This is a genomic window from Nocardioides sp. (assembly GCF_050699375.1).
Lineage (GTDB): Bacteria > Actinomycetota > Actinomycetes > Propionibacteriales > Nocardioidaceae > Nocardioides.
Window position 1 is genome coordinate 1 of the sequence record NZ_JBOHDN010000400.1, and the last position, 26,497, is coordinate 26,497.

Sequence of the window (26,497 nt, forward strand, 5' to 3'; positions counted from 1 at the left end):
TCGAGGCGTCGGACGGGCTCGAGCTCGATGGGCCCGGCCCCGTCGTCGGGGAAGAGCCGTCGCCCGGCGCCGAGGAGCACCGGCACGAGGTGGATCTCGATCTCGTCGAGCTGGCCAGCGGCCAGGAGCGCCTGCGCGAGGCCGGCGCCGTGGGCCATCACGACCTTGTCGCCGGCGGCGTCCCGGGCCTCGTCGGCGCACCGGTCGACGTCGGTGAAGTAGCGGGCGCTGCCCGGCGGGACGTCGTCGGGGTGGTGGGTGAGCACGTGGATCGGCACGCCGTCGTGGTGGTCGCCTCCCCAACGGTCGGCGAGCTCATACGTACGCCGCCCGGAGATCAGTGCCCCCGTGGCGAGGTATTCGCGGTAGACGTCGCCGTTCACCCCGGCGTCGTGACGGTCGTCGAGCCAGTCGAAGATCCGCCCGCCGCCCCGCCCGAGCCCTTGGCCGTGGCGGTCGTCGGGACCGGTGACGAACCCGTCCAGGGTCATCGACATGGACAGACGGACGGGTGTGCGTGTGGTGCCGGACATGGTTCCTCCTGCTGGTGGTCAGGTGCCGCGGATGGCGGCGCTCACCAACACCACGATCGGACCACCGCCGATCCGACAGGCCGACAGTACGTCTCCAAGACGGCCCTGGCCCGCTAGTCTGACCCTTGATGTCAGGCGCAGCGGGCTATGGGGTCGTCGCCAAGACGCTGCACTGGCTGACCGTCGCCGTCTTCGCGCTGCAGTTCGTGGTCGGCTATGTCATGTCGACAGAGGCCGACTGCGACCCGCCGGGGGAAGATCGCGGCGGGGGCGACACCTCTGACGCGGAGGACGAGCGTTTGGACCGGCTCGAGGACGCCTGCGAGGCGCGGAGTGGCGAGGAGGGCTCGCTCGCCACCGCCTGGACCGACCTGTGGGGCGGCGGCATCGGTGCCGACGGCATCAGCCTGCCCGAGCTGCACATCCTGCTCGGCCTGGCCATCCTGCTGCTCGGCGGGCTTCGGGTGGCCGGGCGCATGATCTCCTCGCTTCCGCCATGGGACCCGCCGTCTGACCGCGACCGACCGGCGACTGGCTCATGTCACCGAGCGGGTGCTGATCTCGCTGATGTTCGTCGTCCCGCTGACGGGCCTCGCGCTCGTCGTGGCCTCCGGCGACCTGGTCGCGCTGCACGTGGCGGCCCACATCGCGTTCTTCGCCGCGCTCGGCGTCCATCTGCTGCTGGTGCTGCGTCGCGGGTTGCTTCCGCGAATGCTGCCGGGACCGCGTACCTCGCCAAGGGCCTGAGGGTCAGCGGCCCTTGAAGTCGGGCTTGCGCTTCTCCAGGAATGCCTTGGGCCCCTCCTTGGCGTCCTCGGAGGCGAAGACGGCGGCGCCGACCTTGGCGTCGGCGGCCCAGGCCTCCTCCTCGTGCTTGCCCTCGGACTCGCGCATCGTACGCAGGATCGCCTGCACCGCGAGCGGGCCGTTGGCTGCGATCATGTCGGCGAGCTCGTGCGCCTTCTCGAGCGCGGTCCCGTCGGGGACGACGTGGCCGATGAGGCCGAGCTCCTTGGCCTCGGGCGCCCTCAAGGTACGTCCGGTCAGCAACAGCTCGGCGGCGACCGTGTAGGGGATCTGGCGGGGGAGACGGACCGCGGAACCGCCCATCGGGTAGAGCGACCAGCGAGCCTCGGCGACGCCGAACTTCGCCGACTCGCCGGCGACGCGGATGTCGGTGCCCTGCAGGATCTCGGTGCCGCCGGCGATCGCCGGGCCCTCGACGGCGGCGATGAGCGGCTTGGTGAGCCGGAAGCCTTTGAGGAGGCCCTTGATCACCGAGGGGTCGAAGCCTTCGTCGAACGACTCCGACGGCGGCTTCTCGTCCGCCTTCTGGAGGTCCATCCCGGCACAGAAGTAGCCGCCGGCGCCGGTCAGGATGCAGACCCTGACCTCGGGATCGGAGTTCACCCGGTCCCAGGCTTCCTCCATGATCCGCAGCATCTCGGAGGAGAGGGCGTTGCGACGCTCGGGGCGGTTCATGGTCACGATCAGCTTGTGGCCGTCCTGCTCGACGATCGCGTCCGGGCCGGTCGCGGGAGAAGATCCGGCAGAAGATTCTGTGATCGGCATAACACCGGACCCTAGCGGAAAACTGAAACGTGTTCTAGTCTCGGTCGCATGGCGCTGAATCTTGCTGACCTCTTCGAACACGCCGTCGACGCCGCGCCTGAGAAGGTGTCCGTCCAAGTCGGCGACCGCAAAGTGACCTACGCCGAGCTCGAGCGTGAGTCCAACAAGCTCGCCCACTATCTGGCCGGTCAGGGGATCGGGAAGGGCGACCACGTCGGTCTCTACTCCAAGAACTCCGTGGAGCACGTGATCGCACTGCTGGCGATCCTCAAGATCCGCGCGGTGGCGATCAACGTGAACTTCCGCTACGTCGCCGGCGAGCTTGAGTATCTCTTCGACAACGCCGACCTCAAGGCGCTCGTCCATGACCGGGTCTACGCGCCGCTGGTCGCCGAGGTCGCGCCCAAGCTGGCCGACCTGAAGACCTTCGTGGCCGTGCCCAACCCGCTCGAGCCCGACGATGCCTCCGACCTGAGCCCGTTCGGCGGGGTCACGCTGGAGGAGGCGCTGGCCGGTCAGTCCGACGAGCGCGACTTCGACGAGCGCACCGCCGACGACATCCACGTCATCTACACCGGCGGCACCACCGGCTTCCCCAAGGGCGTGATGTGGCGCCACGAGGACTTCTGGCGCGTGCTCGGCGGCGGCATCGACTTCATGACCGGAGTGCCGCTGGAGGAGTACGACCAGTCCAAGCAGGCCGCCGGCGACGGCCTCACCACGCTCCCGCTGAGTCCGCTGATGCATGGCGGCGCCCAGGCCTCGCTCCTCATGCACCTCTTCGCCGGCCAGGTCACGATCCTGGAGCCCAGGTTCGACCCGGTGAAGACCTGGGAGATCGTCGACCGCGAGAAGGTCCAGATGATGTTCATGACCGGCGACGCGATGGCGGTGCCGCTCATCGATGCGTACGAGGCAGGCGGTTTCGACGGCCAGTCACTCTTTGCCATCGCCTCCAGCGCCGCGATCTTCTCCAAGTCGGTCAAGGAACGCTGGATGAAGGCCTTCCCGAACGCGGTCTTCACCGACTCGGTGGGCTCGACGGAGACCGGCTTCCAGGGCACCGGGCTGCAGGATGCCTCCGCGCTCTCGACCGACGGCCCGGTGGTCACCGCCGGCGGGCACACCGCGGTGATCGGCGACGACGGTCATCCGCTCGACCTCGCCAAGGACGTCGGCAAGATCGGCCGGACCGCTCGCAAGGGCCACGTGCCGGTCGGCTACTACCGGGACCCCGAGAAGTCCGCGAAGACCTTCGTCGAGATCGACGGCGAGCGCTACGCGATCCCGGGTGACTACGCGCGGATCGAGACCGACAACCGGCTGACTCTCCTCGGGCGAGGCTCCAACTGCATCAACACCGGTGGCGAGAAGGTCTATCCCGAAGAGGTCGAGGCCGCGCTCAAGGCTCACCCCGACGTCTACGACACCCTCGTCGTCGGGATCCCGGACGAGCGCTACGGCCAAGCCGTCGCCGCGGTCGTCGAGCCACGTCCGGGCGCGACCATCGAGCTCGAGGGGCTGCGTACGTTCCTGCGGTCTCATCTCTCCGGCTACAAGCTGCCGCGTGCTCTGACGATCGTCGACGAGGTGCCGCGTAACGCCACCGGCAAGGCGCAGTACCCCAAGGCCAAGGAGATCGCCCTGGCCACGCAGGCGACCTCCGCGGCGGAAGGAGCGAAGGCATGATCCGTACGCCGCTGTGCGACGCCTTCGGGATCGACTACCCGATCTTCGCCTTCACCCCCTCGGAGCACGTGGCGGCCGAGGTCTCCAAGGCCGGCGGGCTGGGCGTGCTCGGCTGCGTACGCTTCAACGACGCCGAGGAGCTCGACCGCACGCTGACCTGGATGGACCAGAACACCGACGGGAAGCCGTACGGCGTCGACGTGGTCATGCCGACGAAGGTCCCGACCGAGGGCACCTCGACCGACCTGTCGGCCTACATCCCCGAGGAGCACACCGACTGGGTCGACAAGACCCTGCTCTCGCTCGGCGTGCCGCCGCTGCCCGAGGGTGAGGGCCGTGAGGGGGTGCTCGGCTGGCTGCACTCGACGGCACGCTCGCACGTCGACGTCGCGCTGCAGCACCGGCCGGTGCTGATCGCCAACGCGCTCGGCACCCCGCCCAACGATGTGATCGAGAAGGCGCACGAGCACGGGATCAAGGTCGCCGCGCTCGCCGGCGCCCCCAAGCACGCCGTCTCGCACGTCTCCAACGGCGTCGACATCATCATCGCCCAGGGTTATGAGGCGGGAGGCCACACCGGCGAGATAGCCTCGATGGTGCTCCAGCCCGACATCGTCGACGCGGTCGGCCCGGACGTGCCAGTCCTGGGCGCGGGCGGGATCGGCTCGGGACGCCAGATCGCCGCTTCGCTCGCGCTCGGTGCCCAGGGTGTCTGGACGGGCTCCATCTGGCTCGGGACGTCGGAGTATCGCGAGCTCAACACCCACGCCGGCTGGGAGAGCGCCTTCACCCGCGCGACCTCCGCCGACACCCGCCGGATGCGGATCTACACGGGCAAGCCCGCCCGGCTGCTGAAGTCGAAGTGGACCGATGCGTGGGAGGCCGAGGGCTCCCCGGCACCGCTGCCGATGCCCCTGCAGAACCTGCTCGTCTCCGACGCCCACAACCGCATCAACGCCGCCGGCGACCCCGACGTGGTCGCGATGCCGGTCGGGCAGATCGTCGGCCGGATGAACGAGGTACGCCCGGTCGCCGAGGTGATGGGCGACCTCATCGCCGAGTTCGAGGCCACCGTCAAACGCCTGGACGCGATCTCCGAAGGTTAGTCAGCAGCACTACGAAGGCGCCGGCTCGGTCCTCCGAGCCGGCGCCCTTCTCGTGCCCACGCCCGACGCGCCTTACCTCGGCGCGCTATCGCACACCTTGGTTGCTGATGCCGGCAACGCACACCACAACCCCCGCCCAGAGGCGGGGAGACCCTGACAAGATGGGCGCGTGACGATCTCGAGCTACGTACGTGACGGACTCACCTTCGACGTGATCGACTCGGGCCCCGCCGACGGTGACCCGGTCGTGCTCCTGCACGGTTTCCCGGAGCGGGCGACCTGCTGGCGGGAGGTGTCGCCGATCCTGCACGAGGCGGGCTTCCGCACCCTCGCTCCGGACCAGCGCGGCTACTCTCCGGGCGCCCGGCCGCGTACGCGCCTCGGCTACGGCGCCGGCGAGCTGGTCGAGGACGTCGTCGCGCTCATCGACGAGATCGGCCGGCCGGTGCACCTGGCCGGTCATGACTGGGGGAGTGCGGTCGGCTGGGGAGTGGCTGCGAAGCGTCCGGACCTGGTTCGGAGCTGGACCGCGATGTCGGTGCCGCACCCGGTCCCGTTCGCGCGATCGATGAAGGGCCCGCAGCGGCGTAAGTCGACGTACATGGCCCTCTTCAACATCCCGCTCCTACCCGAGCTGGTCTCCGGCCGCGACGGCCGGATGGAGCGGATGATGCGGGGGAGCGGCTGGAATGACGAGGACATCGAACGCTTCCGCGAGGAGATCGTCGACTACGGTGCGCTGCCCGGCGGCCTGGGGTGGTATCGCGCCCTCCTCCTGGCCCCTCGCGTCGGTCGCGTCTCGGTGCCGACGACGATGCTGTGGAGCGACCGCGACGTGGCGATCGGCCGCACCGCCCTGGAGGGCAACGAGAACTCCGTCACCGGACCGTACGAGTTCATCGAGCTGAACGGCGTCAGCCACTGGATCCCGACCAAGGCCCCCGAAGCCGCAGCCTCGGCGATCCTCGGCACGATCGCGAAGGCTTCCTGAAAGCGTGACCGGTCCGCTGGCCCGGATCGCGGTGGCGGGCGTGTCCGGCTCCGGGAAGTCGACCCTCGCGAAGCGCATCAGTGATCGCCTGGACATCCCCTACGTGGAGCTCGACTCCCTGCACCACGGACCTGATTGGACCCCGCGACCCGAGTTCGTCGACGATGTCCGCGCTCTCGTCGCGCGCCCGGCGTGGGTGAGCGAGTTTCAGTACGCCGCGGCGAAGCCGCTGATCCTCGACCGTGTTGACGTCGTCGTGTGGCTCGACGTCCCGACGCCGTTGACGATGTACCAGGTGATCCGCCGGACGTTGATACGCCGGGCACGTCGCACAGAGCTGTGGAACGGCAACGTCGAGCCGCCGTTGCGATCGATCTTCACCGACCCTGACTATGTCGTGCGGTGGGCGTGGAAGTCCCGGAACAAGCTCCGTCAGCACCTTCCTGATCAGGTTGCTGCTCATCCAGACGTGACCCTGATCCGGCTGCACTCCCATCGAGCTGCCGACAATTGGCTCGCATCGATGCTCAGGGCGGCCGTGTAGTTCTTCGTTGAGCACGCAGACTCGTCACGCCGTGCCGACGATCCAGACTGGTCAGCCCTCCTCGGGGCCGTCGAGGCTCGGAGAGGTCGGTCGGGCCATCGTGTCGCGAGCCGTGATCGCCTCATGGACGCCGTGGATCGCTGTGCAGATCATGTCGCCGTACGGTCCCTGTGGCAGGGCGTCGACTCGCTCCTCGGCCTTGCCGACGTGTTCGGCGGCCGCCTCGAAGGCGCCCAAGCGGCGCAGGTTGTCGGCGATGTTGAGGTGCAGGCTCGGATAGAACCCGGCGACCTGAAGGCCAGGGTGGTGCTCGCCGGTCCGTTGGTCGGTGAGTGCGTCGGCGGCGTCGAGGGCGCGTACGTCCCAGATGAGTGCCGCGGCAGGATCGGTATACAGGTCGGCGAGGTAGTGGGCGAGCGTGCACCGGTGAAGCGGATCGCCCAGCACGCCGAGGTCTTCCCAGACCGCGAGCAGCTCCTGTCGTGCTCTGGCGGTCTCGCCTTCGCGGCCATAGGTCACAGCGGTGGTGATGGCGTCCATCGTCGGGTCGGCAGCAGGCGTCGTGGTCATGCCTCGATGATGAGGCTTCGCCCGACCCGAAGGTCAAGGAGTTGAGTACGCAGGCTCATCACGCCACGCCGCGGTGCCGCGAGACTCGTCGTATGCTCGCTTTCGACCGCCCAGCCAGTGTCCGTTGGCGTATGACGCGCCTCCCCTGGCTTCCCCTCATCACCGCCCTGGCGTCCGTCGTGGCTCTTCTCGCCATCGGGAACCTGGCCATGAACTGGCTGGATGTTTATCTCGTCTTCTTCGGTGAGCAGCCGCAGGTCGAGCCGTCGAACATCGCGGCGTACCGCATCTGGGGTGCGATCGCACTCGCCGCGCTTGTGTGCGGCGCGCTCGCCCACCTGCTCAACCGTGGCCGGCGGATGCTCGGGACGTTCTGGCAGGTTCTGCTGGTCGTCGGCGGCACTGCGATCGTCGTTTTCTGCTACATCCCTGGCGCGATTGACCTACCGGTGTCGGAGCGGGAGGACGATGGCTATCGCGCCCCGCCCTGCTACTCCGGCGGCGACAACGACGAGTGTGTAGGTGGTTGACGCTGCCGTCCGTCCGGCGCCCGTCAGGTGCGGTCGTGGAGCGTGATCTGGTAACCATCGGGGTCGGCGAACGTGAAGGTCCGCCCGAAGGGTCCGTCGACAGGTGCGGAGGCGACGGTGTGACCGTCGGCGACGAGGGCGTCGTGAATGGCCTGGACGTCGGTGGCGTGAAGCCAGATCGCGGCACCGATGCCGGGCTGGGTGACGGATGCGAGGTCGGTGCCGGGAATGACCTCGCGGACTGCGAACGCGATCGGCTTGGTCTCGAAGACGACCGCGTGCGGAGGCCCGGCAGGGGAGCGGACGAGGCCGAGATAGTGCTCGTAGAACGCTTGTGATGCGTCCAGGTCGCTCGCCTGAAGTGAGATGAAGTCGGGGCCGGTGACAGGCATGTTGATCCTCCTGGATTGTGTGTCAGTTATCTGACACAAATCAATGTATGTCAGAATACTGACATGAGTCAAGACGGCGTCGACCTGGAAAGATCACTGGGCTATCTCCTGAAGGAGGCGTCTAGCGCGCTGCGTGCGTCGATGGAGGATGTGCTGCGGCCACTGGGAATGAGCGTGACGCACTACGCCTGCCTCGAGCTGCTGGCCCAACGGCCGGGCTTGTCGAACTCCGATCTCGCACGGGGAGCATTCGTGACGCGGCAGACGATGAACGTGCTGCTCCATTCCCTCGAGAAGGAGGGTGACGTGACCAGGCCCGCGGAGGCGCCCGTAGGAAAGGTGCTTCCGACGCGACTCACCCCTCGCGGCCGGCGCAGGCTCGAGAAGGCGACCGTCGCAGTCCGCTCCGTCGAGGTGAGGATGCTCGCCGGCACGACGGAGGCAGACCGGGCCGAGGCGCTCCGGATTCTGAGGGGCATGATCCGCTCCTTGCGCGATGGCAACGGCAGCGCATGAGACCACCCCCTGACGCCGTGCCTGGATGCGCGGGTCGAGGTTGCACAGGTCCAGGTCGTGCGGGTCGAGGTCGTGCGGGTCCAGGTCGCACAGGTCCAGGTCGAGTGTGCGCATCGTGAGGTCCGCGGCGGCCCCGACATCACACTCCAACGGCGCCCACGGCGATGGCCCGATGCGTGAGGGGGGCTCTCGTCGAGGCGCCCGGTGCGGTGGGGCGGGAGGGTGGCCGAGCGGATCCAGGGCTGCGGCGGCTGGAGCGGCGGGCAGAGCACCCGGGGTGGGGAGATGTGCTGCACCTGCACTGGACCTCGCCGGTGACCAGCGCTGCGAGAGCGTCGAGGAGGCCTGGGCCAACGCGGCCCGGTTCGAGGACGCTGAGCGGGCCGCGTGATCTCCGTCGGCATCGGTCAGCCCGGCGGCCTCGGGGTCATCTCGCCTGCGGTGAGGCCGAGTCGTACGCCTCCTGCCGTCCATCCCGCGTTTCGCCACAGATCCACGCCGACTCGACGGGTTCGCGCCCACTCGGCCCGCAAGAGCGCGCAGAAGCGCGCCGGCTCAGTACCTCTGGTGAGACACCTGCGCCGACTTGGCACGAACTTCGGGGCAGTCGCTCGGCTCGACTTGCTTGCGCGGCCCAGGCGCCGGCTCGGTGTCTTCTGGTAGGCCCTCCGCGCAGACGCGTCCGGTCTGTGTAGGACGGACGCGCCGACTCGGACGGTGGGCGCGGGATGGACCCGCCAGTTCGGTGCCTTCACATGAGACATTCGCGCCGACTCGACACGATTCTCAGCGGCAGTTGCGCCGATTCGGCTGGTCTGGCTGGGGCAGTTGCGCCGGCTCGGCCGGTCTGGCTGGGGCAGACGCGCCGACTGGTACGTAGATAGCCCGCGATCTTCTACATCCACAGTCACCGAAGGTGCGCTCCGGCTCGGTCGGTCTGAATGGGCAGACGCTCCAACCCGGCAGGCCCGCGGGGCAGACGCGCCAACTCGGCAGGCCCCGCGGGACAGACGCGCCGGCTCGGTGCCTTCTGGTGGGGCAGACGCGCCCGCTCGAGCAGCCTGAGTGGGGCAGACGCGCCGACTCGAGCAGCCTGAGTGGGGCAGACGCGCCGACTCGACCCGCCTGAGTGGGGCAGACGCGCCGACTCGACCCGATTTGCTGGGGCAGTTGCGCCGACTCGGTGCCTTCTGGTGGGTCAGATGCGCTGGCTCGGTCGGGACTGCTGCACGAAGTGACGCCGGCCAGCAGGGGGTGTGGCTGTGCGGCTTGTGGGTTCATCGAAGCGGTCACCTCCCGGCGTACGAACTCTGTAGATCTGCAGATCCATGGTTCGTCGGTCCTGGAGGCCCGCTGGCGCGGTGCTATTACTTACCCTCGCAACTGGCGTTTGCGGCCCTGGTTCCCTCGTTACCCCAGTGTCGGGGTCGCCCCTGGTGGGGTGGTCGGTCACTCCGCTTGCGCTTGCACCGATCCTACCAAGGAATGCAAGCCAGGGCAACCGAGATGGCACCTAAGGAACCCGGTCAGGGACAGATATCCCATGCGAAGCATGGCCGCTGCCGGAAGCCCGCAAGAGAGCCAGATGGCACCCATGCCAGGCGCCCTGGTTCTAGATCTCCCAACCCGGACAGAGTATTGGCCCCACCCACGCTGGAACCCGGACAACGGAGGGCTGGCCCCACCCGTCGGGTGGTCTCGACAAGCTCGACCGCCGGACGACCAGAGCTAGCCCCGGGCGTACTCGTCGACGAAGGAACCCCAGGCGCCGCGGAGCATGCCGAGGCCGCGGAGGAAGGTGCGGGTGCCGCGAGCGTGGTGGCGAGCGGAACCGGTCAGGCGGCCGACGGTGAGGCGCAGCGCTCCCCCGGCGACCCGTACGAATCCACGGGCGGTGGCAACGAGCCGGGCGGTCAGGCGCTGGCCGCGCGGGGCGAGGTGGACACGGGCACGGGAGTCGGAGTTGCCGATCCGGGAGGCGCGGGCGCGTACCCACGACACCGTCGCCCGATCGGTCGGCACCAGATCGTGTACGGGTGCCTCGTCGCACCATACGATCCGGCCGCCGGAGGCGGAGAGGGTGCGGGTGAAGACGGTGTCCGAGCCGCCGGAGAGACCGAAGCCGAGGTCGAAGCGCAGTGGGCCGACCTGGGCCATGTCGAGGAGGAGGTTGTTGGTCGCCGCGGTGGTGACGACGGTGCCGGTCGGATGCCGCAGCCGCTGGAAGAAGCCTCCGGCGGCGATCCACGGGTCCGGCTCGCCGATGAAGCGCGAGACCACCGGCCCGACGACCGCGGCCGCGCCTGACGACTGCCAGCACGCGACCAGCGTCGGCAGCCAGTCCGCCGAGGGCTGCTCGTCGTCGTCGATGAAGACGACCACAGCCTCCGGTCCGGCCTCGGACAGCGCTCGGTTGCGGGCTGCCGCGATGCCGGGGGTGGGCTCGTGGACGTACGTCACGCGTACGTCGTCCCCTGCCACCGCAGCCACTGCCGGGGCTGCGCTCGGCTGCTCGTCGTTGTCCACCACGAGCAGCCGGGCGCCGGGCACCAGGTCGAGCTGGGCCTGGAGCATGCCCACCGCATCGGGCAACTCTTCGGGTCGCCGATAGGTGAGCATGGCCACCCAGATCGGCGCCATCACTTGACCTTGATCGTGGCCCAGTCCGAGAGCGAGGTGTTGCCGAGCGGGTCGACGGCGGCGACGCGGTACTTCTGCGACGAGCCGGAGACCAGAGCCGTGTCGGTGAAGGTCATCGCGGTGTGCTTCCAGAACGGGGCGTCGACCTTCACCGTCTTGATCGGGACCGAGGTCGTCGACCCACGGTAGAGCTTGTAGGTCACCGCGGCGTTGTCCTTGTCCGGGTTGCCGGGCCAGGTCAGCACTGCCTTGCCGGCGGTGGCGGAGGTGGCCTTCAGCTCCCAGGCGGCACCGCGCAGCTTCGGGCCGACCTTGTTGGGCGCGATGTCCTTGACGGCGAAGCGCACCAGGCCCTGCTGACGGGTTCCGTTGACCTTCAAGAACTCACCGCCGTAGATCACGTAGTCGTCGTTGGCCGTCACCGTCCAGGTCGCCTGGCCGGAGCTGGTGTAGGTGCCGTTGGTCCACTTGGGATACCACTCGAGGAACTCCGGGCGCGGGGTGCCGGGGTGGTCAGGGTAGTTGTACTTGTCGTCGGCGACGTTGGTGCCGCGTACGTCCTGGGTGGTCGCGGTGGCGTGATACCAGCTGCGCGGCTTGGTCTCCGGGAAGCCTCCGGAGGTGCCGCAGTAGTGCTTGTGGCTGGCCTGATAGACGGTCTCGGCGGTGGGCCAGACGGCGTAGGTGTCACCGTGGCAGTCCTCGAGCCAGGTCAGGCTGCCGGTCTTCCAGTCGGCCTTGAAGGATCCTTCGGAGTTGCCGCTGCCACCGTAGTTGTAGCCGGCGCCGTAGAAGCTGGTCCCGTCGGTCTCCAAGGACAGGACGGCCGCTTCGGCGCCGCCGTTGCGGATCTCGTCGTTGACCGGCAGTGCCAGCGACTTGCCGGAGGAGACCTCGAGCCGGGCCAGTCCGTAACCGGGTTTGGAGGAGCCGTTGACGGTGGTGAAAGCACCGCCGATCACGATCTGCGAGCCGTCGGCGGAGGCCACGATGTCGTTGACGTTGCCGCCGGCGACCTTCGGGTTCAACGGCAGCACCTGGGTGCCGGCGTCGCCGGGCTTGACGGCGGCGACCTTCGTACGCGCGACCTTGTCGGCCGAGGTGAACACGCCGCCGTAGAAGACCGCGCTCGACGTTGCCGCGACCGCGTTGGTGGTCGAGTTGAAGATCGGGCGGAAGCTCGTCGCCTTGCCGGTCGCGAGGTCGATCGCGGCAGCCCGGTAGCGGTTGGCGCCGTCGACCTGGGTGAAGCCGCCCGCGACGTAGAGCAGCTTCTTGTCGGGCGAGAGGGCCAGGTCCTTGACCTGGCCGTTGAACTTCGGCGCGAACCCGGTGACCAGCTTCCCGGTGGAGAGTCGGTAGGCGAGCATGTTGGACCGCGGCGTCTCATCGGTGCCGGCCGCGGCGCCCGCCGGGCGGGCCGAGGTGAAGTTGCCGCCCACGTAGACGATGTCTCCGACGATCACCTGCTTCCAGGCGACGCCGTCGATCTGCACCGTCGGAAGGGCGTCGGCCGCGACCGTCTTCGGCAGGTCGGGGTCGGTCGGGGCGGTGTCCGCGGAGGCGGAGGTCGCCAGGGACAGGCTCGTTGCCACGAGCATCAGAGCGGCCAGGATCGGCTTCATCACATCTCTCATCGCTGGATTCGTCGCTGAGTCATTCGCTGGGTCATTCGCTGGGTTCATCGCTGGGGACGGCCCTTGAAGACGACCACGTCAGCGCCGTCGCCGAGATCGAGCTCGACACGTACGGGACGGGCATCCTCCGGGATCTGGAACACGTAGACACCCTTGGCCGCCGCCCCCGGCGCGACCGAGGACGGGAACGGGACCTCGCCGTCGGAGGCGACGCTCACCGCCGGGGTGCGCTCGGGGCCGAAGTAGGCGTTGACCACGCCGAGAGCCAGGGAGAGGTCCTTCTCGGTCTCGTTCTTCACCTTCACTGTGATCGCGAGGGCTGGGCCGCCGACCTCGCCGGGCAGGCTGGCTGTGGCCTGGACCGATTCGATCCTCGCCAGCCGAGCGGTCACGCCCGGCGCCGAGGTCGCCTCGCCCTTGAGCCCGACCGCACGGGTGCCGACCGCCGGCTTGCCCGGCTCGGGCTCCTCGGACGGGGCCGAGGACGACTCGGAGGAGCCATCCGACGGTGACTCCGAGGAGGACGGCGCAGCGGCGACCGTCGGATCCGACCCTGCCGTGTCCGAGCCGGAAAGGCGCAGGGCGAGCACGACGGCGAGGCTCACGAGAGCGACGGCGACGGCCGCGGCCGTGACGTACGTCCTCGGTCGCCGGACTTGACTGAGCATGGGGGATCTTCCGCGGCCGAGTCGGACAAAGACGGTGTATTCAAGCCCATAGCGAGGGCCAGCGGGGCGATCCGCCCGTGCTCTCCCCAAGATCGGGTACTACGGCTCGACCACCAACAGGTCGTCATGGCTCACCCGAACCGGCGTCGCACCGATCGTCGAGGAGCCGTAGCTGCGCAGCATCACCCCACCGGAGAGCTGGTTCGCGACGGTCGAGTCGGTGAGGGAGTACGTCCACTCCGACGGCTCCGCGGAGCCGGCCGGCCACACCTTGGCGCGCACGGTCGTCGGGGAGGTGCCGGTGACCTGGAGGCGGACCATCAGCCGGTCGCCGGCCGCGACGCTCAGGCCCGGGACGACGTTGGCGCCGACGACCGGGCTGCCGCTGCGAACCAGATGGAGGCCGACGGTGCCGTCCGGGTTGAACCGGAGCCGGGAGGCGTAGTGGGTCGATCCGGAGACTCGTGCGCCGAGGATCGACCAGACCAAGCCCGCGTCGGGGAGCCGGGAGACTCCGACGCTGACGGTCGCGTCTACGTCGGTCGCCGAGACGCCTTCCAGCCGGGACTCCGTGGTCCCGCCGGCCGTGACCGCGTGCTGACCGCGGCCATCGGAGACCGAGAAGTTGCCAGCGATCCCGGTGCGCGCCCAGGTGCCACCGGCGTCGGCGGTGCCCCAGCCGCTCGCCTCGTTCCGCTCGAAGGTGTCCTCGGCGACGGTGCCCTCGGCCGGAGGCGCGGGCTCGCCGTCGATCGCGACCGTGACCCACTCCGAGAGAGCCCGGTTGCCGAGCGGGTCCTCGGCCACGACCCGGTAGCGCTGCGTGGAGCCCGGCGGGGCCTCCTCGTCGACGAACGTCTTCGAGGTCTGCTTCCAGAACGCCGCGGTGACCGCGGAGGTGTGGATGGGAGCAGAATCCATCGAGCCGCGGTAGACCTTGTAGGTCACCGTGGCGTTGTCCATGTCCGCGTTGCCCGGCCAGGTCAGCCGGGCCTGCCCGTCGGCCGGCGAGGTCGCGGTGAGGTCGAACTCGGCACCAGAAAGCGCCGGGCCGACGTCGTTGGGGGCGATCGTCTTGACCGCGAAACGCACCAGCCCCTGCTGGGCGACACCGTTGACCTTCAGGAACTCGCCGCCGTAGACGACGTAGTCGGCGTTGGCCGTCACCGTCCAGGGCGCCTGGTTGGACCCCGTGAAGGATCCGGGCGTCCACTTCGGATACCACTCCAGGAACTCCGGGCGCGGTGTGCCGGGGTGGTCGGGGTAGCCGAAGATGTCGCCGGTGTTGGTGCCGCGTACGTCCTGGGTGACCGCGGTGGAGTGCTGGAAGCTGCGCGGCTTGGTCTCCGGGAACCCACCGGAGTTGCCGCAGTAGTGCTTGTGGCTGGCCTGGTAGACGACCTCGGCGGTCGGCCAGATCGCGTAGGTGTCGCCGTGGCAGTCCTCGAGCCAGGTCAGCCGGCCGGTGGCCCAGTCGGCCTTGAAGGAGCCCTCGACGTTGCCGCCGCTGCCGTAGTGGTAGCCGGTGCCGTAGAAGCTGGTGCCGTCGCTCTCCAGCGCGAGGATGGCTGCCTCGCTGCCTGCGTTGCGGACCTCGGAGTTGACCGGCAGCGCCATCGAGGCACCGGTCGACACCTTGATCCGAGCCAGGCCGTAGCCCGGGTTGGAGGAGCCGTTGACCCGGGTGAAGTTGCCCGCGATCACGAGCTCGGTGCCGTCGGGCGAGACCACCAGGTCCTGCAGCGAGCCGTTGGAGACGGTCGGGTTCATCGGCAGCAGCTGGGTGCCGGTGTCGCTGGGCCGGACGGCGGCAACCTTGGTGCGCAGGGTGTTGTCGGCCGAGGTGAACGCGCCGCCGTAGAAGATCGCGTCGGCGGTCGCCGCGACGGCGTTGGTCGCGGAGTTGAAGATCGGCCGGAAGCTCGTCACCGCACCTGTGGCCAGGTTGATCGCCGCGCCGCGGTAGCGGTTGACGCCGTTGACCTGGGTGAAGCTGCCGGCGACGTAGAGCAGGGACTTGTCGGGCGAGAGCGCCATGTCCTTGACCTGGCCGTTGAACGTCGGCGCGAACCCAGAGATCAGCTCACCGGTGGAGAGCCGGTAGGCCAGCATGTTGGACCGCGCCGTCTCGTTCGTGCCGGCTGCCGCTCCCGCCGGACGGGCCGAGCCGAAGTTGCCACCGACATAGACGGTGTCGCCGACGATCACCTGCTTCCAGGCGACGCCGTCGATCTGCACCGTCGGAAGTACGTCCGCAGAGACCGTCTCCGGCAGCTCGGGGTCGCTGGGAGCGGTGTCCGCCGTCGCCCCTCCTGACATGGCCAGACCGCTCACGCCCAGAACGGCAACAGCCGCTCCGGCGGTCAGCAGCCGCCACCTCGCCCAGACGAGCTTGCCCTGAATCCGCGTCATCATCCATCCCTGCGCAAAGGCGGCCACCTCGGCCGCGACGCGCAAGTGTCGCGGACATGTCGGCGGTTCCGCCTGTCAAACGCACCCTGCTTCCCCCGAATCGGGTATGTGTTGGACGTTGCGGGCCCACCTGCGCACACTGCGTGTGCACACTTCCGCCCACGTCATCGGCTGCATGGTCCCAGGAAGGCGTACGTCTTTGGCTGACTCGAGGTCTCTCCTCCTCGGCATCTCCGCGGTTGTCACCGTCGCCGCGCTCGGTACGACGTACGCGGTGACCCAGCGCCCCACAGAGAACAGCACGCCGCGCGCCGAGCGGACCCACGGCGAGCTGCCGCCCGACGACTTCGGCGGGCCGGCGACCGCGTTGGCCTCCCCTTACGCCTCGACCAGGCCGTCCGCCAGCCCGAAGCCGAAGAAGCGGTCCACGGGCCCGGCGGACCCGAACCGGTCCGGCGACCGTCCGGCCGAGCCGACGACGACCCCGGCCGAGGCCGGCCCCCCGCCCGCGGACGGGTTCCCCGGGCCGGACAACACCGGCGTACCCGCCGACAAGAAGCTGCGCGTCCACCGTGGCGACCTGATCATCAGGACCGCGGGCAAGGTCGTCGACGGGCTCGAGGTGCATGGCCGGATCAATGTCGAGGCGCCGAACGTGACCATCCGCAGCACCCGGGTGATCGTGCCGACCGGCTCCGAGGTCGCCGGGATCTCGAACAACAACGACAGTGGCGCGGGGATGGTGGTCCGCAACGTCGAGGTGCTGGCCGCGAGCGCCGCGCCGGGTGTCAACGGCGTGGTCGGCCACGACTTCACGCTGGAGGCCTCCGAGATCCATCACGTCACCGACCAGGTCCACATCACCGGCGGTAACGTGACCGTGCGCGACAACTGGTTTCACGACAACTACCACTTCGAGAACGACCCCCACCAGGGCGGCGGTGCCTCCCACGACGACTCGATCCAGATCATCGGCGGGGGCAACATCACGATCGCGGGCAATCGCTTCACCGGCGCCTACAACGCCGGCGTGCAGATCACCCAGAGCATCAGCGACGTCAACGGGATCACGATCCGCGACAACCTCCTCGGCGGGGGCGGCTGCACCGTCAACATCGCCGAGAAGGGTCGCGGCCCGGTCGGCGGCATCGAGATCCACAGCAACCGGTTCCTCAGCGACCAGCGCATCGACGGCTGCGCGATCATCCACCCGTCGTCCACGAAGGTCGCCCACTCCGGCAACGTCTGGCACGACTCCGGGCGCGCGGTGAAGCTCAGCCGCGGCTGACCTTCTGGGCCAGCGCACCCCTCACGGTCGCGACCAGCGCCAGCACGTCGCTGCGGATCGGCGGGACCAGAAGCAGGAGCGCGTACGCAGCGGCACTGGCCACCACGCAGACCGGCACCGTCGCGGCGGGGTGCTGTCCGTGCATGGCCTGGGCGGTGCCGAAGGAGGCGGCGGCGACCGCCCCGGCGACCAGCAGGATGCGCGCCGCGCCGAGATAGAGCGGGCCGACACGGAGCCGGGTGCGGCGCGAGAGCCACCACAGCGACAGGGGCCACTCCAGGAGATGGGCGGTGGCGTAGCCGACCGCGACGCCGGTGATCCCGTAGCGCACCCCGACGAGGACGCAGATGACCTTCAGCGCCGACGCGACGAGGGTGTAGTGACGCAGCTCCGTGGTCAGCCCGTGGGCGAGATAGACCCAGTAGCCGACATAGGCCAGCGTCTGGAAGAGGCCCGCGCAGGCGAGCAGCGCGAAGACACCGGCCACGTCCCAGCCCGGGCCGAGGAAGAGCGCGCAGATCGGTACCGCGGCGCCGGCGCAGAGCCCGAGCCCGGCGCCGAGCGTGTAGCCGAGCGCGACCTGGCCCCGCTGCACGAACCGCTGGGTCAGCGCCGCGTTGCCGCGGATGCGGGTCAGCACCGGCAGCGCGACCGTCGTGGTCGGGCTGCGCAGCTGTCCCAATGGCGTCATCAGCAGCTGCCAGGCCCGGTTGTAGGTACCCAGCTCGTGGGCGCCCAGGCGGGTGCCGATGAGGACCGAGTCGATGTTGCTGGCGGCATAGTTGATCAGCTGGGTGCCCGCCAGTGACCAGCCGAAACGCAGGAATCCGCCCATCTCGACACCGCGCCTCGGCCGGTCGGGGAGCCAGCCGGCGAGCACACCGACGGCCACCAGGCTGACAGCGCCCTGGACCAGCTGCTGGACGGCTAGCGCCCAGTAGCCGGCGCCATTGGCTGCTGCGTACGCCGCGATCCCGAGGGCCAGCATCGGCGCCAGGCTCGTGGCAGCGGCGAGCCGGGTGAAGAGCATTCGACGGGTGAGGTCGGCGCGATACTGCGCGGCCATGCCGTTGAGGACGAACATCCCCGCCATCACGGCGGTCAGGGCCGTCAGGGCGGGCTCGTCGTAGAGAGCGGCGACGAGCGGAGCGGCCACGATGGCGACGAGCGCGAGGCCGAGGCCGAGCGCGGTGTTCAGCCACCACAGGTTCGACTGCTGCGCCCGGGTGAGCACCTTGGCCTGGATCGCAGCGGTCGAGAGCCCGAAGTCGCGAAAGATCTCGGCGACCGCGACGATCGCGAGCACCATCGCGACCAGGCCGTAGTCGCGCGGCGTGAGCAGCCGCGACAGCACGACCACCGAGGCGACCTGGACCACGATGCGTACGCCCTGGCCGCCAAGCACGATCATCCCGCCACGGGCTGCGCGCCTCCCGAGACCGCTGTGCGTGGTGTCTTCCTCCACACTCACCCGAGGACCTCGGCGGCGATCTCACGGCGGTAGCGCTCTGCCCCGAAGCGCTCCTCGGCGTCCTTGCGGCCGGCAGTCGCCAGGGATGCGGCCAGCACGGGGTCGGCGGCGAGGCGCGCCACCGCCTCGGCCAGCGCGGCGGCGTCCCCGGGCTCGGCGAGCAGACCGGTCTCGCCGTCGCGCACGATCTCGGCGAGCCCCTGCACCCGGCTCGCGACCAGCGGCCGCTCGGCGAGGAGGGCCTCGACGGCGACGTTGCCGAACGGCTCCACGCGCGAGGGCACCAGCACCACGTCGGCCTGCTCGAGCTCGCGCGCGGGCTCGGAGACGTAGCCCAGGAACTCGACGCTGCCCGCAAGGTCGCTGTCGGAGGCACGAGAGCGGAGCTCATGCTCGAACCACTCATAGCCGGCGAAGATCGATCCGCAGACCCGCAGCCGCGCGTCGATCCCCCGCCGGCGCAGCTCGGCGAGCGCCTCGAGCGCCACGTCGGTCCCCTTCCGCGGCGAGAGCCGACCGACCAGCACCAGCCGCAGCGTCCCCTGAGGGGTGCGGTCGCGTGCCGGCACCAGGACCGACGGCGCCGGCACCCCGTTGTAGACCACGGTCGTACGCCGCGCCAGCACCTTCATCGTGCGCGCGAGAACATCGCGCGAGGCCCGCGAGTTGGCCACCACCCGGGTGGCCAGCAGGAGCGGAGCGGCCAGGGCGAGACGTACGGGCTTCGGCTGGTCCTCTTCGGCCTCGTGCACGTGGCAGACCACGGGCGTCCGGGCCGCGCGGCCGACGAGGATCCACCACGGGATCGTCACGGTGTTGACCAGCAGTCGCGCGGGGCGCACCCGCCGCCACAACCGAGCCGCGCGCACCCAGAAGACCATCAGCGCGGCGGTGAGCCGGACCAGCCCGGTCGGGCTGAGGAAGGCCTTGCGCAGCACCGGGAACGCCATCACCTCGACCTCGGCCCCCGCGGCCTCCAGCAGCGGCACCAACGGCCCGGTCGCGGGCACGACGACGGTCACCTGCTGCTCCGCCTGGCGCAGTCCGCGCACCGTCTCGACCAGCTGGAGGTCAGATCCGTAGACGTCCGGAGACGGGTGAGCGACCAACAAACGCATGATGGGCAAAGGTATGCCACCCGCAGCAGCCGGGCAGAAAGTCCTGGCAGGGTCGTACCTAGATCTGGGGACGAGGTGGCCTCGCCGACCTGAGACAATCGGGGCTGACCTAGGGTCCCGATGTCCCTCCCCCACGTATGAGCGAAGCAGGATCCAGCATGGCCGCGACCGGCGCCGAACGCGCCCCAGGCGGGTTCCGTACGCATCTGGCGGCGCTCGCCGGGGCACAGAAGCCCTCGCTGAACACCGCGGCCTACGCGCGGCTCGTCAACCGACCCGCCGGCCGGGTCGCGGCGGCTGCCGCGCACACGATCGGCGCCATCCCGAACCAGGTCACGGCGCTGAGCGCGACGCTCTCGGCCGCCGGGCTCGCCGTGCTCGCGCTGGTCGAGCCGCGCTGGTGGACGGGGGTCGTGGTCGCGGTGCTGCTGGCCGCGGGCTACGCGCTCGACGCCGCCGACGGGCAGCTCGCCCGGCTGCGCGGCGAGCGGTCGCGCGCGGGTGAGTGGCTGGACCACACCATCGACTGCTTCAAGACCGCCAGCCTGCATCTGGCGGTGCTCGTGTCCTGGTATCGCTTCGGTCCGGCCACCGACGGCTGGCTGCTGGTGCCGCTCGGCTTCGAGATCGTCGCCGTGGTGACGTACTTCGGATTGATCCTGATGCCGACGCTGCGCCCGGCACCCCCGGAGTCGTCCGGGTCGCCCGCCGCGGTCCATGAGAACCCGCTGCGCAAGTGGGCGCTGCTGCCGATGGACTACGGCGCCCAGTGCTGGATGTTCGTGCTGCTCGGCTTCGGGGTGATCTTCCAGGCGGTGTACGTCCTGGTCTTCGTCTGCAACGCGGCCGCACTGGCCGTCGCGCTGCGCAAGTGGTGGCGTGAGCTGCGCGCGCTCGACGCCTCGCCGCCGGTCTCGTCATGAGCGGCCCCGTGATGAGCGATCTCGCCAGGCTTGCGGTGGTCGTGGTGAGCTACGGCGACCCGGCACTGCTGGAGCGGCACACGACCCTGGTCGCCGAGGCGCTTCGGCCGGCCCGGGTCGTCGTGGTCGACAACTACTCCAGCGATGCCAACCGCGACGCGGTCCGAGCTCTGTGCGAGCGAGAGGGCTGGACCGGGGTGTTCCCGGGCACCAACACCGGCTTCGGCGCGGGCTGCAACCTGGGCGCCGCGGCCGCCCTCGATGCCGGCGCCGAGGTGCTGCTCTTCCTCAACCCCGATGCCACGATCGACGCCGAGTCGGCGGTACGTCTCGTGGCGGCCGTCGACGCCGAGCCGCTGCTGCTCGCCGGACCGACGGTGCTCGGCCCGGGCGGCGAGGTCGCCTCCGCGGGGATCGACCTCGACCTGGACACCGGTGCGATGCGCCCGTGGCGGCGCCGCGGCGAGCGGTCCGACGAGGCCGAGACGCTGCCGTGGGTCACCGGCGCCTGCTTCGCGGTCACCCGTGAGCTGTGGGAGCGGCTGGCCGGCTTCGACGAGCGCTACTTCCTCTACTGGGAGGACGTCGACCTGTGTGCCCGGGTCCGCGCGTTCGGCGGCCGGGTCGCGGTCATCGACGGGGCTACCGCGACCCACTCCGGTGGCGGCACCCAGCGGCCGGAGGGGTCTCGCGCCAAGTCGGCCGCCTACTACTACTTCAACATCCGCAACCGTGCCCTCTTCGCGCGGACCTGGCTCGGCCAGGAGCGCGAGCGGGCCTGGCGTCGCGGGGCGGTCGGGGCTGCGTACGAGATCTTGATGCGGGGTGGCCGCCGCCAGCTCCTGCACCCGGTTCGGCCGGTCTCCGCGGTCGTGCGTGGGCTGCACGACGGTCGCCGCGACCGGCCGGTCCGGGTCCTGGAGTCGGTCCGGGAGCTGCGCACGACGACCAACCCCTACATCGTCCAGCTCGTCGAGACCCTGGGGCGGCGGGACGACACCGAGGTCGTGCTGTTCGCCTTCGCGCGGGCCATCGCGGGCCGCTACGACGTCTTCCACGTGCACTGGCCCGAGCTGCTCATGTCGGCACGTACGCCGCTGCGTCGGCTGGCCCGTCGCCTGCTCACCACCGCATTCGTGACCAGGCTGCGGCTGACCAACACCCCGGCCGTACGCACCTGGCACAACCTCACCCGCCCCGACGGCCTGAGCCGCTGGGACCATCGGCTCCTCGACTCACTCGAGCGCCGCACCCGGCACGTCATCCGCCTCACCGACCAGACCGCTCCCCCGCTCGACGTGCCGACCTCGACCATCGTGCACGGGCACTACCGGGACTGGTTCGCCTCGGAGGTCTCGACAAGCTCGACCACCGGTTCGACCACCAGATCGACCACCGGTTCGACCACCCGGCAGCCGAGACGAGTGCTCTACTTCGGCCTGATCAAGCCCTACAAGGGCGTCGAGCAGCTCTTGGAGGCGGTCGCCGACAGCCCCGGGGCGGACCTGGACGTACGCCTCGTCGGCTCACCCTCCGACGCCGCCCTCGCCGACCGGGTCCGCGCCGCGGTGGCCGCCGACGCCCGGGTGAGCGCCGAGCTGAGCTATGCCGACGACGCCACCCTGGCCGCCGAGATCGGCGCTGCCGCGCTGGTGGTGCTGCCCTACAAGGCGATGCACAACTCCGGCGCGCTGCTGCTGGCGCTCTCCCTCGACACCCCGGTCCTCGCGCCCGACAACGAGGTCAACCGTCGCCTGGCCGATGAGGTCGGCGACGGCTGGCTCCACCTCTTCGAAGGCACGCTGACCATCGAGGACCTCGAGCGTGCACTGAAGGCGGTCGCCAACAACCGGCCGGCCGGGCGGCCCGACCTCTCGGCGCGGGAGTGGCCGGAGTCGGCGGCGCTCCATGCTGGGGCGTTCCGGGCGGCGCTGTATCCCTTTCATTAACCTGGCGGGGTGATGGAGCCGCTGGACATTTCCCCGAAGCGGCCGCCGTTCTGGATCTCGGTCGCGTCGTTCGTGAGCAGCTTCGACAGGTTCGTGGTGAGCCCGATCCTGGTCCTGGTCGCGGCGACGTTCGGGGTCTCGGTCGGCCAGGCGGTGGCGATCGCGAGCGGCTACTACCTGGCGTACGGTCTGTGCCAGCCGCTCTGGGGCGCGCTCTCGGACCGCTTCGGCCGGATCCGGCTGATGCAGGCGGCGCTGGTCGGGGCGGGGATCGCCGGCCTCGTATCGGCAGCAGCCCCCAGCCTGGTGACGCTGGTCGTGGTGCGAGTCGTCGCAGGGGCCTTCTTCGGGGCGATCGTGCCGACCTCGCTGACGTACGTCGGGGACACCGTCTCCGCGACCCACCGGCAGCGGGCCCTCTCCGACCTGATGGCCGCGATGGCGGTCGGCACCGCCCTGGCGGCTGCCGCCGCCGGGATCACCGGCCAGCTGGCGGGGTGGCGGGTCGTGTTCGCGGTACCCGCGATCGTGGCACTGGTCAGCGCCTGGGGTCTGCGGTCGCTCGCCGAGCCTCCGCGCCCCGCGACCGGTGGGGTGGCCGCCTCGTTCCGGGCGGCGCTCAGCAACCGCTGGGTCGTCGTGGTCGGCCTGCTCGTCTTCGTCGAGGGAGGCCTCGTCCTGGGCGTCCTCACCCTCCTTGCGCCCGCCCTGCAGGCCCAGGGGGTCGACGCTGCCCGAGCGGGGCTGGCGGCTGCTGCGTACGGGATCGCGGTCCTGCTCTCCTCACAGGTCCTCAAGGCCCTGACCCGACGCCTGCCGCGCTGGGCGCTGATGGGGATCGGGGGCATCGCCCTGACCCTTGGGTATGCCGTCGCGACGATGCGCGTCTCGGTGCCCACCATCATCGGCATCGTGGTGATGCTCGGCGTCACCTGGGCCTTCCTGCACACCTCGCTCCAGACCTGGGCCACCTCGATCGTCCCGGAGGCGCGCGGCACCGTCGTCGCCTGCTTCGCCGCCTCCCTCTTCATCGGCAGCTCCGTCGCCGCCGTCGTCGCCGGCCCCGCGGCCGACCACAATCAGTGGCAGGTCCTCTTCACGGTCTGCGCCGTCACCGCCGCCGTCCTGACCGTGGCCTGCGTCATCGCCTACCGCGCCTACACCGCACGCGAGCACCCGCCCGAGCCCCAGGCACCCGACATCGCGACCGAGGTCTGAGTCTCGGCGCCGAGGCGGCGGGCGCGTGACCCCCTATCTCCGCGGGCGAAAAATTTCGCCCGCCGGGGGCCACCCCCTCAGCCGTTGACCGGATCCACACCCACCCGCACTGGCACGCTCATCACCGGCGCTCTCATCGCAGATGGGCTCGGACGAGCTCCTCGTACTGGTCGGTGATCCGGCCCCAGGTGAACTCGGCGGAGTGCCGGGCCCGGGCGGCGCGAGAGAGGGAGTCGGCGAGGTCCGGGGAGGCGAAGAGCTGCTCGAGCGCGGTGACGACGCCGGCCTCGTCGGAGAAGTAGAGGGCGGCAGCGCCGGCGACCCAACGGTTGTAGCGGTTGTCGTGGGCGATGACGGGGTTGCCGCAGCCCAGAGCCTCGACCAGGGACGGGTTGGTGCCGCCGACCTGGTGGCCGTGGACGTACGCCGCCGAGTGGAAGCGCAGGGCCGAGACGATGTCGGTCTCGTAGATCGCGCCGAGGAAGACCACCTCGTCGCTCGCCGCCTCAAGGACGGCGCGATGGTAGGGATCGGCCCGGTCATAGGACCCCAGGACGACCAGCTGGCGGCCCCAGCGGCGGCTGGAGAAGGCGCGGACGACCTCGAGGATGCTGTTCTCCGGGACCGGTCGCGCGACCAGGGTGAGGTAGGAGCCCGGCTCGAGGCCGTGCTCGAGCACGGCCCGTTCGGGGGCGTCGATGATGGTGGGCGCGCCGTACGCGATCGTGGTGATCTTCTCGGCCCGCACCCGCGTCTCCAGGTGACGCGCGATCTCGGGGTGGTCGGCGATGAGATGGTCGCCCAGCCAGCAGGCGGCCCGCTCCTGGGTCCACAGGAATGCCTTCTCGGGACCGGACCAGCGGGCCCGCTTCCACTCGATGCCGTCCATGTTGACGATGTTCGGGACGCCGCGTGAGCGCAGCACCGAGTTGAGCACGCCGGTGTTGTAGCCGAAGGTCACGCACACGCTGCCGTCGAGCACCGCCTCGCGGGCGGCATGGCGTACGGCCCCGAGGTCGAACTCGATCGTCCCGCGCGGGCCGTCGTGCCGAGCGGGCACGTGGACCCGGTCGATGCCCTTCCAGGAGTCGGTGCGCAGCTCCGCGCCGGGCTCGTCGTCCTGGCAGTAGACGACGACCCGCCAGCCGCGGTCGACCAGGTCGAGCCCGATGTTCTCCACCGCGGTCTCGAAACCGCCGTGCGCCGCGGGCACACCGCGGGTCCCGAGCATTCGCACCGTTGGTGCCACGTACGCTCCCAAGCTGATCTAGGAGCCGATGACCCCTGCGTGCAGTGCAAGGGGCTATCCAACGGTATGAAACTGGGTGCGTACCCCAATTTGGGGGTCCGTTCCCCCAAATGGGCGAACGCCGGCTATCTCAGGCGGGTCCTCGGGCCAGCACGAACTGACGCAGGGCGTCGGGGTCGTCCAGGTCGACGTACTCGAACCCTTCGACCATCGCCGGGGCCTCCCCGACCGCGCACATGGCGTCGTAGACCTGCACGTACGCCGCCGACTGCGGGCTCCAGTCGAGCACCTTCGCGGCGCGCTCCCGCGCCCTCAGGGCCAGCTCGACCCGCAGCTCGGGGTCGTCCAGCAGGGACTCGACGGCGTCGGTGAACGCGGCCACGTCCCCGGAAGGGACGAAGAGCGCGGCGTCCTCGGCGGAGACCCGCGTCTCGACCAGGTCGAAGGAGACCGACGGCAGGGCGTACGCCATGTACTCCATCGTCTTGTTCATCGTCGAGACGTCGTTGAGCGGTGTCTTCAGGTCGGGACACAGGCCGACCGTCGCGGCGCTGAGGTGGCGTGCGATCAGCTCCGAACCGGCCCGTCCGGTGAAGGTGACCACGTCGTCGAGGCCCAGCTCGGTGCATCGGCGCTGGAGGTCCTCGAGGCAGTCGCCGAAGCCCATCAGCACGGCGTCGACATCACGCCGACCGCGCCCGTGGACGAGCTCCTCCATGACCTCGAGCACCGTGTCGACGCCGTCCTGCGGCCCCATGATGCCGAGGTAGACCAGGGTGTGCCGGCGGAGGTCTCGACAGACTCGGCCACCGGGGGCGGCGGGGTCCTGCGGTCGCATCGGGCGCATCACCGACGTGTCCGGTCCGCTGCGGACCACGGTCACGTCCTCGGGATCGATCCCGCCCCGGGTGATCGCGATCCTCCGATACGACTCGTTGGTCGAGATGACCCGGTCGGCGGTGGCGTACGTCTGGCTCTCGAGCCAGCGCAGCGCGCCCAGCTGCGCGCGCCCGGAGAGGGACGTCGGCGTGCCGAACCGGGAGAGGAAGAGCTCCGGGTTGAGGTCGTGCTGGTCGAAGACGAACCGGACCCCACGGCGCTTCCAGATGCGGGCCAGGAGCCAGTAGGTGTCGGGCGGGTTGCAGGCCTGCATGATGCTGAACGGGCGGTCCCGCCAGACCTTGTTCGCCAGCAGCGCCGTCCGGATCCAGCAGTAGACGAACTCGAGCAGGTAGCCGAGCACCCCGCGGGCCTGCGGAGCAGGCAGATACTTGTAGATGCGTACGCCGCTGATCTGCTGCCGCCCCGGGTCGCCCGGGCCCTTCGGGCAGATCACGCTGACCTCGTAGCCGCGCCCGACCAGCGCCTGGCACTCCAGCCAGACACGTCGATCCAGCGGCACCGGCAGGTTCTGCACGATGATCAGCACGTGCGTCCTCGCCACACCTTCGTTGACCCCATGAGCAGCCTTGATCATGAGA

The 26,497-nt window shown here is 70.0% G+C and carries 23 protein-coding genes; 11 read left to right on the forward strand and 12 right to left on the reverse strand.

Annotated features, from left to right (window positions below):
* Window positions 1–533 (reverse strand): dihydrofolate reductase family protein (locus tag ACRDPS_RS25990; RefSeq protein WP_431504564.1); only part of this gene is annotated, 533 nt, incomplete at its 3' end.
* A gap of 128 nt (window positions 534–661) precedes the next feature.
* Between ACRDPS_RS25990 and ACRDPS_RS25995 the strand changes: the two genes are divergently transcribed.
* A complete protein-coding gene (locus tag ACRDPS_RS25995) occupies window positions 662–1,297 on the forward strand; it encodes a hypothetical protein (RefSeq protein ID WP_431504565.1) in 636 nt (211 codons plus the stop codon).
* Here the strand turns inward: ACRDPS_RS25995 and ACRDPS_RS26000 are convergent.
* Entirely contained in the window at window positions 1,284–2,105 is an 822-nt protein-coding gene (locus ACRDPS_RS26000; protein WP_431504566.1) for a crotonase/enoyl-CoA hydratase family protein, read from the reverse strand. The genes ACRDPS_RS25995 and ACRDPS_RS26000 overlap by 14 nt on opposite strands.
* Window positions 2,106–2,153: 48 nt before the next feature.
* On the opposite strand from ACRDPS_RS26000, the gene ACRDPS_RS26005 reads away from it, so the two are divergent.
* From ACRDPS_RS26005 to ACRDPS_RS26020, 4 genes are all read left to right on the forward strand, one after another.
* Window positions 2,154–3,794 carry an acyl-CoA synthetase gene (locus ACRDPS_RS26005; RefSeq protein WP_431504567.1) on the forward strand — a complete coding sequence of 547 codons (1,641 nt, stop codon included), beginning with the start codon at window positions 2,154–2,156 and terminating at the stop codon, window positions 3,792–3,794.
* Window positions 3,791–4,900 (forward strand): NAD(P)H-dependent flavin oxidoreductase, encoded by a 1,110-nt coding sequence (locus ACRDPS_RS26010; RefSeq protein ID WP_431504568.1) that lies wholly within the window; start codon window positions 3,791–3,793, stop codon window positions 4,898–4,900. Before ACRDPS_RS26005 ends, ACRDPS_RS26010 begins: the two co-directional genes overlap by 4 nt.
* A gap of 169 nt (window positions 4,901–5,069) precedes the next feature.
* Complete coding sequence (locus ACRDPS_RS26015; protein ID WP_431504569.1) at window positions 5,070–5,891, forward strand: alpha/beta fold hydrolase; 822 nt, start codon at window positions 5,070–5,072, stop codon at window positions 5,889–5,891.
* Between the two features lie 4 nt (window positions 5,892–5,895).
* Entirely contained in the window at window positions 5,896–6,435 is a 540-nt protein-coding gene (locus tag ACRDPS_RS26020) for an AAA family ATPase (RefSeq protein ID WP_431504570.1), read from the forward strand.
* 51 nt (window positions 6,436–6,486) lie between these two features.
* Here ACRDPS_RS26020 and ACRDPS_RS26025 read toward each other — a convergent pair whose 3' ends face one another.
* Window positions 6,487–7,005 carry a hypothetical protein gene (locus ACRDPS_RS26025; protein WP_431504571.1) on the reverse strand — a complete coding sequence of 173 codons (519 nt, stop codon included), beginning with the start codon at window positions 7,003–7,005 and terminating at the stop codon, window positions 6,487–6,489.
* Window positions 7,006–7,097: 92 nt separating this feature from the next.
* Between ACRDPS_RS26025 and ACRDPS_RS26030 the strand changes: the two genes are divergently transcribed.
* Window positions 7,098–7,535 carry a hypothetical protein gene (locus tag ACRDPS_RS26030; protein WP_431504572.1) on the forward strand — a complete coding sequence of 146 codons (438 nt, stop codon included), beginning with the start codon at window positions 7,098–7,100 and terminating at the stop codon, window positions 7,533–7,535.
* 23 nt (window positions 7,536–7,558) lie between these two features.
* On the opposite strand, the gene ACRDPS_RS26035 is transcribed toward ACRDPS_RS26030, so the two are convergent.
* Window positions 7,559–7,927, reverse strand: coding sequence for a VOC family protein (locus ACRDPS_RS26035; RefSeq protein ID WP_431504573.1), 369 nt, complete (start codon window positions 7,925–7,927; stop codon window positions 7,559–7,561).
* Window positions 7,928–7,990: 63 nt separating this feature from the next.
* Between ACRDPS_RS26035 and ACRDPS_RS26040 the strand changes: the two genes are divergently transcribed.
* On the forward strand, window positions 7,991–8,443 hold the full coding sequence (locus ACRDPS_RS26040; RefSeq protein ID WP_431504574.1) for a MarR family winged helix-turn-helix transcriptional regulator: 453 nt from the start codon (window positions 7,991–7,993) through the stop codon (window positions 8,441–8,443).
* Window positions 8,444–10,171: 1,728 nt separating this feature from the next.
* Here ACRDPS_RS26040 and ACRDPS_RS26045 read toward each other — a convergent pair.
* The 4 genes from ACRDPS_RS26045 to ACRDPS_RS26060 form a co-directional block, all read right to left on the reverse strand.
* Window positions 10,172–11,083, reverse strand: a complete 912-nt coding sequence (locus tag ACRDPS_RS26045; RefSeq protein ID WP_431504575.1) for a glycosyltransferase family 2 protein — start codon at window positions 11,081–11,083, stop codon at window positions 10,172–10,174.
* Window positions 11,083–12,720, reverse strand: a complete 1,638-nt coding sequence (locus tag ACRDPS_RS26050) for a hypothetical protein (protein WP_431504576.1) — start codon at window positions 12,718–12,720, stop codon at window positions 11,083–11,085. The genes ACRDPS_RS26045 and ACRDPS_RS26050 overlap by 1 nt, the downstream gene beginning before the upstream one ends.
* A 44-nt stretch (window positions 12,721–12,764) precedes the next feature.
* On the reverse strand, window positions 12,765–13,388 hold the full coding sequence (locus ACRDPS_RS26055) for a hypothetical protein (protein WP_431504577.1): 624 nt from the start codon (window positions 13,386–13,388) through the stop codon (window positions 12,765–12,767).
* A 99-nt stretch (window positions 13,389–13,487) separates the two neighbouring features.
* Window positions 13,488–15,800 carry a hypothetical protein gene (locus tag ACRDPS_RS26060; RefSeq protein WP_431504578.1) on the reverse strand — a complete coding sequence of 771 codons (2,313 nt, stop codon included), beginning with the start codon at window positions 15,798–15,800 and terminating at the stop codon, window positions 13,488–13,490.
* 199 nt (window positions 15,801–15,999) lie between these two features.
* Here ACRDPS_RS26060 and ACRDPS_RS26065 point away from each other — a divergent pair, with 199 nt between their 5' ends.
* Window positions 16,000–17,088, forward strand: coding sequence for a right-handed parallel beta-helix repeat-containing protein (locus ACRDPS_RS26065; RefSeq protein ID WP_431504579.1), 1,089 nt, complete (start codon window positions 16,000–16,002; stop codon window positions 17,086–17,088).
* Here ACRDPS_RS26065 and ACRDPS_RS26070 read toward each other — a convergent pair.
* Both ACRDPS_RS26070 and ACRDPS_RS26075 read right to left on the reverse strand, forming a co-directional pair.
* On the reverse strand, window positions 17,075–18,559 hold the full coding sequence (locus tag ACRDPS_RS26070) for a lipopolysaccharide biosynthesis protein (RefSeq protein WP_431504580.1): 1,485 nt from the start codon (window positions 18,557–18,559) through the stop codon (window positions 17,075–17,077). The two genes, ACRDPS_RS26065 and ACRDPS_RS26070, sit on opposite strands and share 14 nt — an antisense overlap.
* Window positions 18,556–19,677: a glycosyltransferase family 4 protein gene (locus ACRDPS_RS26075; RefSeq protein WP_431504581.1), complete on the reverse strand. Its 1,122-nt coding sequence runs from the start codon at window positions 19,675–19,677 to the stop codon at window positions 18,556–18,558. The genes ACRDPS_RS26070 and ACRDPS_RS26075 overlap by 4 nt, the downstream gene beginning before the upstream one ends.
* A 158-nt stretch (window positions 19,678–19,835) precedes the next feature.
* Here ACRDPS_RS26075 and ACRDPS_RS26080 point away from each other — a divergent pair, with 158 nt between their 5' ends.
* From ACRDPS_RS26080 to ACRDPS_RS26090, 3 genes are read left to right on the forward strand one after another with little or no spacing between them, the layout of a single operon-like run.
* A complete protein-coding gene (locus ACRDPS_RS26080; protein ID WP_431504582.1) occupies window positions 19,836–20,600 on the forward strand; it encodes a CDP-alcohol phosphatidyltransferase family protein in 765 nt (254 codons plus the stop codon).
* Window positions 20,597–22,549, forward strand: a complete 1,953-nt coding sequence (locus ACRDPS_RS26085; protein WP_431504583.1) for a glycosyltransferase — start codon at window positions 20,597–20,599, stop codon at window positions 22,547–22,549. Before ACRDPS_RS26080 ends, ACRDPS_RS26085 begins: the two co-directional genes overlap by 4 nt.
* Window positions 22,550–22,561: 12 nt before the next feature.
* Window positions 22,562–23,767, forward strand: a complete 1,206-nt coding sequence (locus ACRDPS_RS26090) for an MFS transporter (protein WP_431504616.1) — start codon at window positions 22,562–22,564, stop codon at window positions 23,765–23,767.
* Window positions 23,768–23,900: 133 nt separating this feature from the next.
* Here ACRDPS_RS26090 and ACRDPS_RS26095 read toward each other — a convergent pair whose 3' ends face one another.
* The gene (locus ACRDPS_RS26095) at window positions 23,901–25,016 is read right to left on the reverse strand and encodes a DUF1972 domain-containing protein (RefSeq protein ID WP_431504584.1); all 1,116 of its coding nucleotides are present in this window, start codon (window positions 25,014–25,016) and stop codon (window positions 23,901–23,903) included.
* 130 nt (window positions 25,017–25,146) lie between these two features.
* On the reverse strand, window positions 25,147–26,493 hold the full coding sequence (locus ACRDPS_RS26100; protein ID WP_431504585.1) for a glycosyltransferase family 4 protein: 1,347 nt from the start codon (window positions 26,491–26,493) through the stop codon (window positions 25,147–25,149).
* Window positions 26,494–26,497 lie beyond the last annotated feature (4 nt).

Excerpts from the sequence above, each read along its gene's own strand:
- ACRDPS_RS25995 (WP_431504565.1), top strand. The coding sequence starts at position 662 with ATGTCAGGCGCAGCGGGCTATGGGGTCGTCGCCAAGACGCTGCACTGG.
- ACRDPS_RS26000 (WP_431504566.1), bottom strand. The coding sequence starts at position 2,105 with ATGCCGATCACAGAATCTTCTGCCGGATCTTCTCCCGCGACCGGCCCG.
- ACRDPS_RS26005 (WP_431504567.1), top strand. The coding sequence starts at position 2,154 with ATGGCGCTGAATCTTGCTGACCTCTTCGAACACGCCGTCGACGCCGCG.
- ACRDPS_RS26010 (WP_431504568.1), top strand. The coding sequence starts at position 3,791 with ATGATCCGTACGCCGCTGTGCGACGCCTTCGGGATCGACTACCCGATC.
- ACRDPS_RS26025 (WP_431504571.1), bottom strand. The coding sequence starts at position 7,005 with ATGACCACGACGCCTGCTGCCGACCCGACGATGGACGCCATCACCACC.
- ACRDPS_RS26030 (WP_431504572.1), top strand. The coding sequence starts at position 7,098 with ATGCTCGCTTTCGACCGCCCAGCCAGTGTCCGTTGGCGTATGACGCGC.
- ACRDPS_RS26035 (WP_431504573.1), bottom strand. The coding sequence starts at position 7,927 with ATGCCTGTCACCGGCCCCGACTTCATCTCACTTCAGGCGAGCGACCTG.
- ACRDPS_RS26040 (WP_431504574.1), top strand. The coding sequence starts at position 7,991 with ATGAGTCAAGACGGCGTCGACCTGGAAAGATCACTGGGCTATCTCCTG.
- ACRDPS_RS26045 (WP_431504575.1), bottom strand. The coding sequence starts at position 11,083 with ATGGCGCCGATCTGGGTGGCCATGCTCACCTATCGGCGACCCGAAGAG.
- ACRDPS_RS26050 (WP_431504576.1), bottom strand. The coding sequence starts at position 12,720 with ATGAGAGATGTGATGAAGCCGATCCTGGCCGCTCTGATGCTCGTGGCA.
- ACRDPS_RS26055 (WP_431504577.1), bottom strand. The coding sequence starts at position 13,388 with ATGCTCAGTCAAGTCCGGCGACCGAGGACGTACGTCACGGCCGCGGCC.
- ACRDPS_RS26060 (WP_431504578.1), bottom strand. The coding sequence starts at position 15,800 with ATGACGCGGATTCAGGGCAAGCTCGTCTGGGCGAGGTGGCGGCTGCTG.
- ACRDPS_RS26075 (WP_431504581.1), bottom strand. The coding sequence starts at position 19,677 with ATGCGTTTGTTGGTCGCTCACCCGTCTCCGGACGTCTACGGATCTGAC.
- ACRDPS_RS26080 (WP_431504582.1), top strand. The coding sequence starts at position 19,836 with ATGGCCGCGACCGGCGCCGAACGCGCCCCAGGCGGGTTCCGTACGCAT.
- ACRDPS_RS26085 (WP_431504583.1), top strand. The coding sequence starts at position 20,597 with ATGAGCGGCCCCGTGATGAGCGATCTCGCCAGGCTTGCGGTGGTCGTG.
- ACRDPS_RS26090 (WP_431504616.1), top strand. The coding sequence starts at position 22,562 with ATGGAGCCGCTGGACATTTCCCCGAAGCGGCCGCCGTTCTGGATCTCG.
- ACRDPS_RS26100 (WP_431504585.1), bottom strand. The coding sequence starts at position 26,493 with ATGATCAAGGCTGCTCATGGGGTCAACGAAGGTGTGGCGAGGACGCAC.